This window comes from Microcystis sp. M090S1 (genome assembly GCF_020246295.1).
Taxonomy (GTDB): Bacteria; Cyanobacteriota; Cyanobacteriia; order Cyanobacteriales; family Microcystaceae; genus Microcystis; species Microcystis aeruginosa.
Genome location: NZ_JADBTF010000104.1, coordinates 1 through 10,763, shown reverse-complemented (window position 1 = coordinate 10,763; position 10,763 = coordinate 1). Strand labels below are relative to the sequence as shown.

Annotated in this window: 10 protein-coding genes, 1 pseudogene and 1 CRISPR repeat array; all 11 genes and pseudogenes read right to left on the bottom strand. The window is 44.3% G+C overall.

The window, feature by feature from the left end:
• Window position 1: 1 nt before the first annotated feature.
• Window positions 2-397: direct repeats of the CRISPR family, unit length 37 nt; unit sequence GTTTCAATCCCTAGTAGGGTTTAAGATTAATTGGAAC.
• A gap of 233 nt (window positions 398-630) precedes the next feature.
• On the bottom strand, window positions 631-903 hold the full coding sequence (cas2, locus tag IM477_RS04860) for a CRISPR-associated endonuclease Cas2 (RefSeq protein WP_002742874.1): 273 nt from the start codon (window positions 901-903) through the stop codon (window positions 631-633).
• A gap of 12 nt (window positions 904-915) precedes the next feature.
• A complete protein-coding gene (gene cas1d, locus IM477_RS04855) occupies window positions 916-1,920 on the bottom strand; it encodes a type I-D CRISPR-associated endonuclease Cas1d (RefSeq protein WP_287636334.1) in 1,005 nt (334 codons plus the stop codon).
• Window positions 1,921-1,925: 5 nt separating this feature from the next.
• Complete coding sequence (cas4, locus tag IM477_RS04850; RefSeq protein WP_287730760.1) at window positions 1,926-2,519, bottom strand: CRISPR-associated protein Cas4; 594 nt, start codon at window positions 2,517-2,519, stop codon at window positions 1,926-1,928.
• A gap of 2 nt (window positions 2,520-2,521) precedes the next feature.
• Window positions 2,522-3,355, bottom strand: a complete 834-nt coding sequence (gene cas6 / locus IM477_RS04845; RefSeq protein ID WP_287730758.1) for a CRISPR-associated endoribonuclease Cas6 — start codon at window positions 3,353-3,355, stop codon at window positions 2,522-2,524.
• Complete coding sequence (locus IM477_RS04840; protein ID WP_287730756.1) at window positions 3,355-3,921, bottom strand: Uma2 family endonuclease; 567 nt, start codon at window positions 3,919-3,921, stop codon at window positions 3,355-3,357. Before IM477_RS04840 ends, cas6 begins: the two co-directional genes overlap by 1 nt.
• A 9-nt stretch (window positions 3,922-3,930) precedes the next feature.
• Complete coding sequence (gene cas5d / locus IM477_RS04835) at window positions 3,931-4,605, bottom strand: type I-D CRISPR-associated protein Cas5/Csc1 (RefSeq protein WP_012266047.1); 675 nt, start codon at window positions 4,603-4,605, stop codon at window positions 3,931-3,933.
• 55 nt (window positions 4,606-4,660) lie between these two features.
• Window positions 4,661-5,668, bottom strand: coding sequence for a type I-D CRISPR-associated protein Cas7/Csc2 (cas7d, locus tag IM477_RS04830; RefSeq protein ID WP_287730754.1), 1,008 nt, complete (start codon window positions 5,666-5,668; stop codon window positions 4,661-4,663).
• A 52-nt stretch (window positions 5,669-5,720) separates the two neighbouring features.
• Window positions 5,721-9,173: a type I-D CRISPR-associated protein Cas10d/Csc3 gene (gene cas10d / locus IM477_RS04825; RefSeq protein ID WP_287730752.1), complete on the bottom strand. Its 3,453-nt coding sequence runs from the start codon at window positions 9,171-9,173 to the stop codon at window positions 5,721-5,723.
• A gap of 281 nt (window positions 9,174-9,454) precedes the next feature.
• Window positions 9,455-9,580 (bottom strand): annotated as a pseudogene (locus IM477_RS23310) (nucleotidyltransferase domain-containing protein); the annotation flags it as partial.
• Window positions 9,573-9,971 carry a type VII toxin-antitoxin system HepT family RNase toxin gene (gene hepT, locus IM477_RS04820; RefSeq protein WP_002791882.1) on the bottom strand — a complete coding sequence of 133 codons (399 nt, stop codon included), beginning with the start codon at window positions 9,969-9,971 and terminating at the stop codon, window positions 9,573-9,575. The gene hepT and the pseudogene IM477_RS23310, both read right to left, overlap by 8 nt.
• Window positions 9,972-10,012: 41 nt before the next feature.
• Window positions 10,013-10,432 carry a type VII toxin-antitoxin system MntA family adenylyltransferase antitoxin gene (gene mntA, locus IM477_RS04815; protein WP_072924215.1) on the bottom strand — a complete coding sequence of 140 codons (420 nt, stop codon included), beginning with the start codon at window positions 10,430-10,432 and terminating at the stop codon, window positions 10,013-10,015.
• Window positions 10,433-10,763: the final 331 nt, after the last annotated feature.

Genomic DNA, 10,763 nt, shown 5'->3' with positions numbered 1-10,763 from the left:
CGTTTCAATCCCTAGTAGGGTTTAAGATTAATTGGAACAGTTGGCGGCAAGAAAGATTTTGAGGATAAGTTAGTTTCAATCCCTAGTAGGGTTTAAGATTAATTGGAACTTAGTATGATCAGGCAAATTAGGCGGCGTGGCAACGTTTCAATCCCTAGTAGGGTTTAAGATTAATTGGAACTTCTCGCGTTGCCCGGCGGCGGTCCGCATCATTAGTTTCAATCCCTAGTAGGGTTTAAGATTAATTGGAACACTTCTCTCTCTCCCGTAGACCCCCACACATATCCAGTTTCAATCCCTAGTAGGGTTTAAGATTAATTGGAACCCGATTGGTAGCCCATTCGCTGATTCTTTGCTCTTGTTTCAATCCCTAGTAGGGTTTAAGATTAATTGGAACCGCCCAGTGGTAAAAGCTATACGCTATGGGATTTTCAAGGTTCGTATGCGCCGCACCCGCAATAAACCCATTGTACAGCAAGTGACCCACTGCTTCAAGACCCCGCAAAACCTTACGGGATAAGGTGCGCCCCGCGTTGGAAAGGAAAATCATCTCGAATCTATATTCCATAAGCTTTTCAGCCACCAGATAATAGTTAAGGATTTTTACAGCTACCCGGAAGCGCAACCGAGCTAAACAAAAAAAATTGTATTATCCCGGGGTAACTCACCACCGATACGTTCCACTTTACCCCGACAACAGGCGCAGAGAAAATAAAAGCGGATGCTATCGGTATCGGGTTTGATCAACTTACTCAAGCGCCCGCGCAGCTTGGCGTACTGGGTATCGGTTAGATCGCACTCAAAAACACTATACTGCACCCGTTGGCCGTAGGACTTTAACGTATTGTGAATTTTGGTTCGTCGCTTATCGTCGGAAATATCGTAACTGACAACAAAATACATGACCGCCTCTACCTACTTTAAAATCAAGGGTGGATACTTATCCGTCTCGTCCATGAGATATTTCGCCATCAGTCGGGCCTGAATCTCGAAAGCTTCTTGATAAGTACACTGTTTACCCATTACCGGATGCTTAAACTTGGATTGTTTCTTCTGTTCGTACAAGCGCAGGAAAATCTGTAACCCCTCTCTTGTCAGGGAAACCGCACCGCTTAAGGGTTCGGTGGTGAAATGTTCGGGGGTAAGATAAGGATGATTGATCCCGTTGAGAACCACGGCATCAACGACGATCGCTCTAAATTCTTCCATCAGATCTAGTGCCAGCGAGGGGCGACCGTAGCGTTGATAGTGAAGATAACCGAGATAGGGGTCAAAACCGACCAAATTGATCGCACTCTGCACGTCATGGCGCAATAACGCATAACCCAGACTCAAAAGAGAATTGACCGGATCTCGCGGGGGGCGACGGTTACGCGAGGTAAAGGTAAAAGTATCACCGAGAATTAAGGAATCAAAACAACTGAAATAGGCCGCGCTTCCGGCTCCCTCTAACCCCCGGAGAGAATCGATCGCCGAGGTTGTTTCGATCGAGCCGATCGCTGCTTCCAAACAAGCGATCGCAGTTTGTAAATCCAACTCTTTTCGATCGCGTTGACGACGGAGCAGAATGTTGCGGTAATTCTTCAGCTTGCCGCGGACGAATCCCCGCACTAAATGAATGGCTTTCGGAGAATCGCCGGCGGCCTGCCATTGCGCTCGACGAACGAAAATATTTTTGGTCATCTCCGGTTCCAATCTACCGAGATAGCGTCCGGTGGATGTGACGAAACTGAGCGGAATATGACGTTCCAACAATTCGATCACCAATGCGGGAGAAACTGAACCCCGTCCGAAAATCACCACTCCTTCCACGTTCAATAGAGGTACATCGAGTATCGTTTCCTTGGATGCTTTGACCGTTAAACGCTCGTCATTTTTGCCGAGAAATGCGTCTTCTCTTGTCACATATACCGTTCCCATATTTTTTATTCTTCCTCTCGATATCGTTGGACTTTTTCGGTTAATCGGGGCAAACAGCGATCGAACAAACTGCATCCCTTGCAGCGGGGTGAATAGACCGCAGGGGGCATTTTTCCCGTCTGGATCAGGGTTTCAATTGCTCGGATCGTAGCGATCGCCCGTTGCCGTAGAGCAAGATCGATCGCCACCGGTTGACGGTGGTGAGAACTGGCATAGTAGATATAGCCAGTATCTAGCCTTTTTCCAGTCATTTCTTCCAAACAGATGGCTTGAGCGCACACCTGCAACTCGTCGTTATCCCATTCGCCTTTACTGCCCCGTTTGTATTCCACGGGGATAAATTCGCCGTCGTGGGACTCGATCAGATCGGCTTTACCGATGAGACGGTAATTATCTGATTTAAGCCAGATCGCCCGAATTTGCCATATTTCCTCGCGGTTTGCCGCCCCGACGGTGTGAACTCGCTCGTGTAAATTTGTTCCCTCGATCGTATAGCTATTATCGAGAAATTCCCCAGCGACGAACATTCTCCAACAACGGTGGGGACAGTAGGCGTAATGGTTGAGAGCGGCGATCGGTATGTAGTCAGATTCATCCATAACTATCTTTTATCTTTAGAAATTCTGCGAGTCATCCCCATCCCCATGGTGGTTTTCCGTCCCACTCCCGCGTAGAGGGCAAAATCCGCCAGTGCATTAATCGCTTTAATCTTTGCGGGTTCCACCTCTCCCAAAAGACGATAGTGAATCTCGCCTACACAACCGAACGACTGGTTTTTATAGGCTTCGTCGGCTAATTTCGTTTGAATATCGAAGAAACTAGGGAAAATCGACTCTAGGGCAATAGAATCGAAGGGGATAGCGCTATAGCGATTCCAACGATTGAGAAGGCTATTAAACACCAGTTCCCGCGTCGGTAAGGCACTATCGAATTTTCCCTGCCGGAAGGTGACGGGGGTGGCGAAAAGGAAATCAAATTCCCGATTCGTTTCCGAGGCGTTTTCATACAGGTCTTGATAAGTACAAGAGTTCGCCCAGGGTTGAACCGATTGCGGGGTGGCGAGGACGCTAGTGATAACCAGATCGGCGGAACCGAGATGCCAGGGGTGTTTTGGATTGAGATTCAACCAGAGCGAGGTTAATTTACCGAATAATCGGTCATCGAGCAGAGAAATCCGCCACCAGCAGGGAGTTTCTGGGGCGATTGGCCGTTCGTATCGCCACTGCGGGGAATTTATCGTTTTTCCCCCGGATTGCATCTGTAGTGGCGATAAGGTGAAGGCTTTATCTGCCTCCGATGCGTGCAGAATGTCCCCTAATTCCTGATCGACACTACTGACAAGGGTAAGGAATAGCGCGTGAAGGTGTCGTCCGGTGAGAAAATTCGGATAGATCGGCGATCGGGGTGTGAGATTGAGAACGAGACTGTAGGGCATTAACTTAATCGGGCCTTGGCAAAAATTTGTCTGGGGGTTAGGGTTAAATCGGGGAGGAGAATATCGCTAATTTCGTCATCGCCTTTTTTAATCGCCGGGGGTGCATCGGGATAGAAAATCGTGATCTGCTTGGCCCGGGGATCGACGATCCAGACGCGACTGACTCCCGCTTTTAGGTAGTCCACGGCTTTTTCGCTCAGGCTGCTGAAAGATTGTTCCGGAGAGATAATTTCGATGACTAATTCCGGGGGAACGGGACAAGCTTCATCGGTGAGGGGAATATCTCCTAACCTTTCGGGGGAAATGTAGAGAAGATCGGGAACGGGACACCAATCTCGACCGTTTTTGCTGAGAATGATCGCCCATTCGATTCCCACTTCTCCCCGTCCTTGATTCCAGTGATCGAGTATAGAAGATAAAGCCAGAGTTAAACGAGAATGAAAGAATTTCGGTGACATTTTCGGGATCGCTTCTCCATCGACTAATTCATAGGTAATATCGCCATCGGGAGCGGTTAGTGAGAGAAATTCCGGTAAAGTGAGGGGTTTAGAAGAGATAAGAGTCATGGTCAATTTTCAACCGAAGCGATAGGACAATCGAGCGGGAATTTTGAGATCGGGACGATCGCTTATTTGGTAATATTCCCCGCGCATTCTTACGTTACGAATCAAACTAACGGGAGGCATATTGATCACATCGTAGCCAATCACCTGATGGGTAAACATAACATCGAGAGGATTTAAAGGATAGGGATAAATAAATAAATCCTCTTTTTGTTTTGATAGGGAAAGTTCTGTCAGTTTTACTTCCGCTTTACTCATCCATTTTCCCAAACGAATCCATTTAGGAAGTTGTAGGGGGTGATGGGAAATGATAAAACATTCAAAAACACTTTCGGGAGCGATTTCTTTGGCTCTGCCAAAACTGGGAATATTTTTCTGGGTTTTTTCCATCTCCACATGATAGTTATTATTGGCATATTTCCAAGTATTGAGAACCGCCGTATGAACGATCGCCCGTGCGGGAGTGACATAAATTTTCTCTTCGTTAAGAGGATTTAAATGTTCTTGGTACTGTGGAATTTGTTCGGAACAGAAGTAACGATAACTATCGCTATTTACCAATCCCAAAGCATAACAGAGCGCGTAATTATGAATTACGGGTTCGCTTTCGTAGAGTCTGCCGATTTCACGGGTTGCGTAATAAAGACTATCGTGCAGTTCTAATTGACAGGAATAAATATGTACCATAACTCTTTAAAAATTGCGAGGATATAGGGTGAGAAATTACTCACCCTACTGAAATTTACGGTTTTTGAGCGGCTGGTTTTTTCTCGGCGATATGTTTCTTAGCGTAGTCTTTCGCTTCTTTATCCGCTTGGTTTAAGATCGATAAAATTCCTGCTTCCGTACCCGTGAGAGTTTTCACCTCAGTTAATAAAGGTTGAAAATTTTCCCCGATAAAATCGGTATGAACGATAAATTCTTCCGCCATTAATGCTTGTATTGCTTCGGTGGCTTTTTCCATAACTAAATCCTCATCTAAGGGATCGATCGAGTGTAATACTTCATCGGGAAGGCGATCATATATTGCCTGTGTCCAGCGCAAATTACTAACAATTTCCCCATCGGCAAAAATAACACCGATAAGCTCATTTCTTACCCGTCCCGTCCGGGTGGTTTGCGCGCCGTAGTGACGGGTACGCAGGATGTTATTAAAAACATAGAGAAAACCCGCTTCTGTCGGATCTTTTAAAGTGACAATACTAGGGAAAAACACCTGCGGACGGATGTGATCCTGCTGGTTAATTCGGCTAGTCACTTCTCCCAGTTTGGTTTTATTTTCTCCCTTAGATGCCATAGTACCATTCTCGTAGGGAGCGTTTAAAGTAAAACTTTCATGGGATTCATCAAAGGGTGTGATCGAAAAAGCCGTATCTACTACTACTTTCGATTTTTCTGAACCCGAATCACCGATGGCAAAACCATAAATAATACAGTCGGGGTTATTCATGGCAAATTTTACATTGTACTCACATTCTTCGGCGGTAATTAATCCGTATTTTCTGAGTAATTCTCGTCCGACTAAACGTTCTGGAGTTGACTGCTTCCGTTTAAACATCGATAAACGACTAATCGTTTTTTTGCTATCAATTCCCGCACGAACACGAGCTTTATTTAGCTCTCCATCTGTTTGAAATAAAGGATAGGATTCTGTGACTCGAATCGTCAAAAAGTGAACGTATTTTCCCATCGGTTTGTAGGGAATCTCGCCATGAAAGAATTTAGCGTCAACAGATTTAAGAAAAGTCATAAGTTCGCTCCTAATATAGAAAAAGTGGACATTTGGATAACAGTTAAAGCTTTTACTCTTCCTCCTCGGAAGAAGAATTTGAAGTATCGAGAGGTTGAACTTGTCTTTGGCGACGTTCTTTATCCATTTCTAAACGATAGAGAAATTCGCAGGTATCCCGGATAATATTTAGCTGACGACCTGCTAATCTGGCTCGATCACTTTCAAAAGACTCCTCGAAAACATTTTTGACAAAGTATTTAGCAAAATCCAAGATTTTTTCTCGCTCTTGATCTCGCTCTTTGATAACGTATCGACCTTCTGCTGTTTGAGAGCGTACTCGATCCATTAGTTTAAATAATCGTGCCGCTACCAAAGAAGTCAAATCATCGCTTATAGCGTTATCCGCTTTAAGAATAACATCCGCCGCTTCATCAATAGGTTTAAGAATAGCATTGGCTTTAATGGGCTTTCCTTTACTAGATTTAGCTCGATAGAATTGACGATACAATTCGGTTAAGTTTTTAGGGTGATTTAAGGGCGATTGTGCTGTCATATCGATAGTTAAATTGGTTCGGTTGGCTTGTACATAGGGATCGAAACAAGGATAAAAATCGTAGAGATACAGAGCGATTCGATTAGCGCTCGGTATGTCGGCATCTTTGCCCCGTTTCCACTGTTTAAGGTAATGAAAAACATAGAGAGGACTGGTTTCTAAATTGATAGCGAGTTCCGTTAATTTGCCCCAATTGGGGTCATAACCCGTCTTACCCTGCTTCGAGTTCACGTCTAAATGAATAGAATAGGCTGCGGTTAGGGTATTTAAGGGGGCGGAATATTTTTTTCCGTAATTATCTTCCCACGCGTTCAAGACTCGATCGAGACGGAATCGATCGCATCGGGTTAAGGACCGGATCGCTTGGGGCGCACTGTCGAGAAATACCGTCTCTTCAAATTCCGCACCGTCGCGATAGGGAGGAATAGGAGACTCAGAAACCACCGTTTTGACATCTAGAATCATCGGGAAAGCTAATCCTAACCATGCTGGCATAACCCAGGATTCCGTATCGGTGGGATCGCGGCCCGGAGGTAGGGCCATAAAATAAAAGGTTAAGGGTTTATCTTCGGGATAGGATAGTTTAAAAGTGCGGTCTTTTTTGCCATCTTCCTCCTCGTTAATTCTTTCCTTTTTCTGCCTTAATTTTTCATCGATCAGGAAACTATCGACACTCTGATAACGGGTTCGATCGAAGTTAGCGACCAGATTCTTATCAACAAAGTGCAACTTTATCGAGCTATCAAAACGAGTTTGAGCGATGTTAGCGTAGGCTTTTTGTAAAAAACTATTGGTTTCGGGAGTAAAATAATAGGTCGGGTAAAAGTACAGATAGCGATATTTGCCCTCCTCGAAACGTTTTCCTACCGCTTGGGTTTGATTCATAAGAATCTGACGCAACATCATTTCCGTTCCCGCGATACTGGAAATATTTCGTTTGGCGTTCGAGCCTGCCAGCATTTGTTTATTAGTATAGACTTGGGGAGTAAAAAGAACCGCCGATTCCATCTGTTCGCTGACACTATAGGGAGAATGGGAGATCGAACAGAGAAGTTGACGGCCGCGACCTTGTTTTTTAGCGGCGTTGTAGTGGTTTAATTCTTTCTGGAAGATTTCGATCGAGTGGGCCAATTCCCGACCGGGTAACTGCACCACTTGATTAACCCACTCTCGCAAATCCTCCCAACCATCGGGTAAGTTATATCCCGCAACTATGGCGGCGATTTTTGCGGCGAGAAAAGCGATTAAATCTTCTGCAACCGGTCTAATATCCTCGATTCCGGGATGCTGTTTCAGGTATTGCGCCGCTAGATAATACCATTCGTAGGGAACCCCTCCCGTATTGCCTTTCAGTTTGAGTTCTTTTAACGATTCATTAATACGCTTGATCGCTCGGATTTGTGGCAGATAATTTTCTAGATTCCAATAATGCGCGATCTCGCTAATTAAATCTAAATCCGGCGGTGCGGGTAAGTTTTTCTGCAATTTTCGCGCCTGTTCGATTTTTTCCAGGCGATCGCCCCAGATTTTCCGCGTCACCACGTCCCCGAATTCCGCTAGGCGATCAATCCGGATATCATCTTCACAATGAAAATCGTAATCTCTGGGTAAAACGCCCTGTTGTTGAAATTTAATCAGGTTTTCGCCGCGACTTCCGGCCACGGACGCTTTATTATCACCGAGGATGCGAAGGGTGGCGTTGAGGGCAGCGCGCATTAACCCGGCATCGTCGAAAAATTGGCTGTAGTAATCTGCGTATTTCATCCCCTTGCCATCTCTACCGAATCCCGTTTGTTTACGCTGTAATTCGCCGCTACAGAGGGATTTAATGGTGTCCACCACTCGATTCGGTAAGGTTTCTAGGGACACTTCTGGCGCGTTTTTGGGGGCGATATAGACAACTCCCGTAGGCAAGTAAAGTAAAGGCTGATAGTCTAGTTCTTGATGTGCTTCCATCACCGCATTATTCAGTACGTTTGTTAGTACCCCGCGGTTTTCGGCGATACTGTGGTAAGTGAATTTTAGTTCCCCATCGCTGAGGCTGTATAAAAGGTCTTGTAACGGAGCTTTTTCCGCATCGTGGGGGTGTTTAATAATGGAAGCCAAGCGATCGGCTAGACAGGCAAGATCGGTTAAACTTTCGAGAGCGCTATTGTTTAAGCGAGTATTTAACCCATCTTCCGAGGTATTTCGATCAGTATCATTCCGACGCTGGGCATTTTTAGCGATGTATATCAAATCATCAAGATATTCAGTCCATTTTTCTGGTTGATCGGAAAATAAAAAGCGATCTAATCCTAATTCGGGAACCAATACTTGAAAAATCTCTCGATGTTCCTCTCGTGATAGTTTGCGGATATCTCGATCGAAGTCCTCGTTAATCTCGATATATTTCGCCGGCATCGCGGGGAAAAGCGAGTAGCGGAATTTCTCGAAATCGTGGAGAATAAACCCAGCGATCGCCAACCTGCGCTCGCATTCCTTTACTACCCGTCGAACGGTAGTATTGAGTTTTTCTAGTCGTTTTTCGATGAGATTAGCGGGAAATAATCCATTAAGTAAATGAGTATTGAGAGATTGATCTCCTGCATTATCCCGTCGAACTTTGCTTTTTCCCTCTAATTCCCGACGGCGATCGATTTCCTCGAAGAAATTTCCTCCTTTTGCCGTTACCCCGATCGCTAATCGGAGTAAATTGGGTAATACCATTTCGGCAAAATCTGCCATAACTCGATCGTCGGGGTTTTCCGCTCGAATCGCCTCCCGTAGGAGTTTTAGGGTTAGCAGTTGGCGAACGGTTTCGACTCGGCGATCGCTTACCGATTCAGTAATCCCCAAATCTTCGGAAACAAGAGATTCTAAATCAATATCCTCGAACTCAAAATCCAGATCTTTATCTTCAATTTCTGTAGTGTTATCGAATAGATTTAACTGTCCCGTTTCCTCTAATTTTTTTTGTTTTTTAGGCATCTTTCACCTCTAGAGAGTCTAAATAGGGCTTGCTGAATAAATGTGAAATGTAGGCAAGATAGGGGTTTTGTGGCTGTTCTCGCGAAACAGGTGCAAGATTTTGAGAGAATCGTGCTTCTAAACCTTGCGTCTTCATCGGCCCGCGTCCTGTAGGGGCGAAGCATTCGGGCAATAACTTATCGGTGAAACCGGAGATTTTCTATCCGAATGCTTCGCCCGTACTTTTTGCCGCAAACCCTAAATAGTCGGTAATTTGTTTGAGATAAAATCGCCTCGTATTGTCGATGCTCTCCGCACGCTCTAGAACCGAAGAGAATTAATAGTTTTAAATTCGGTATTTTTTCCACAGTCGTGGTTATTCTATTGACTGTATTGATAATTTTTAATTCTTTCGTATTTTTAACCATTTTCTGCCTCCAAGGAATCTAGATATTGAACGATCGAGCGTTGGTAGCGGGGATAATCTCGTAAAATATTAGCGATCGAGGAATGAACGATATCGGGATCAATTTTCTTGTATAGGTGTACGAGTAAGTTTCTTAATTTAATAGACTCGGCCAGTTGAACGGCTAGGTGTTCTTCTAAAATTCCCAGTTCTACGATTTGAAATAATGCGTCGCGAGCATTATTCGGAGACTCGATATCTAAACATTTTAAAATCTGATAATTGATATCGATGCCAGTTTGAACGATAAGCTGAATTAACCTTTCTATGGCTAATTGACGTTCTCTTAATGTACGATAATCCTCTAAGGTGATCGAACCGTACTCGCTAAGTTCGGCGAGGTATTGATTCATGAGGTTTAATTCGTCTATCGCAATCAGAGGTTGAATAGCATTTACACTCCTTTTTCTCGTAGAGAAATCTCCAGATTATTCCGTAATTGACGGTATAACGCTTTCGATTCTTCAGGATTCATGAGAAATTTTTCTTTAAATCCCTCGAATAGTCCCGTTTCCCGTTCGTATAGAAGTTGACCATCTCGCGCGACATAATGAGCGAGGATCGGCGAACATTCTTTTAAATCAATCACATCAATTTTGTCCTCGGGAATCTCTAAAGCTTGTTCGAGTAGTGTATAAATTTTCAATAGACTCGAAATATCCTTTTGATCGCTTCTTTCCTCGTATAAAACAGCGAAATCCCAATCGCTATCAGGTTTATGCTCTCCACGCGCTCTAGAACCGAAGAGAATTAATAGTTTTAAATTCGGTAGTTTTTCGACAATAGCCGTAATTTTTTCTACTAGCCTATTCATATTTAGCTCCCATCAAAAAATTGGCAAGAATCCGATGGATATATCGATCGATGTCCCTAGCGTCTGTCTATGTCTATTATCAAACGCGGAGGAAGCAAAGAGCAACTAAATCCCAGAAAAAGTGTCCGTACACTTTGACTCCCTCATCTCCTTTTGACTCTTATTAAAAAAAGGGACTTCATCAACTATTTTCGGTTCTTCGTTACTTGGTATGGTTCGATAGGGGGGCATAAATCGACTAAATCCTTATCTGGTAAGAGACTTAATTGATTAGTTCGCTCTATATCAAAAACAATTGACAAAAATCGCTAAATGCCTTTCTATATAAGGG

Coding starts and splice junctions, on each gene's coding strand:
- cas2 (WP_002742874.1), bottom strand. CDS start 903: ATGTATTTTGTTGTCAGTTACGATATTTCCGACGATAAGCGACGAACC.
- cas1d (WP_287636334.1), bottom strand. CDS start 1,920: ATGGGAACGGTATATGTGACAAGAGAAGACGCATTTCTCGGCAAAAAT.
- cas4 (WP_287730760.1), bottom strand. CDS start 2,519: ATGGATGAATCTGACTACATACCGATCGCCGCTCTCAACCATTACGCC.
- cas6 (WP_287730758.1), bottom strand. CDS start 3,355: ATGCCCTACAGTCTCGTTCTCAATCTCACACCCCGATCGCCGATCTAT.
- IM477_RS04840 (WP_287730756.1), bottom strand. CDS start 3,921: ATGACTCTTATCTCTTCTAAACCCCTCACTTTACCGGAATTTCTCTCA.
- cas5d (WP_012266047.1), bottom strand. CDS start 4,605: ATGGTACATATTTATTCCTGTCAATTAGAACTGCACGATAGTCTTTAT.
- cas7d (WP_287730754.1), bottom strand. CDS start 5,668: ATGACTTTTCTTAAATCTGTTGACGCTAAATTCTTTCATGGCGAGATT.
- cas10d (WP_287730752.1), bottom strand. CDS start 9,173: ATGCCTAAAAAACAAAAAAAATTAGAGGAAACGGGACAGTTAAATCTA.
- hepT (WP_002791882.1), bottom strand. CDS start 9,971: ATGAATCAATACCTCGCCGAACTTAGCGAGTACGGTTCGATCACCTTA.
- mntA (WP_072924215.1), bottom strand. CDS start 10,432: ATGAATAGGCTAGTAGAAAAAATTACGGCTATTGTCGAAAAACTACCG.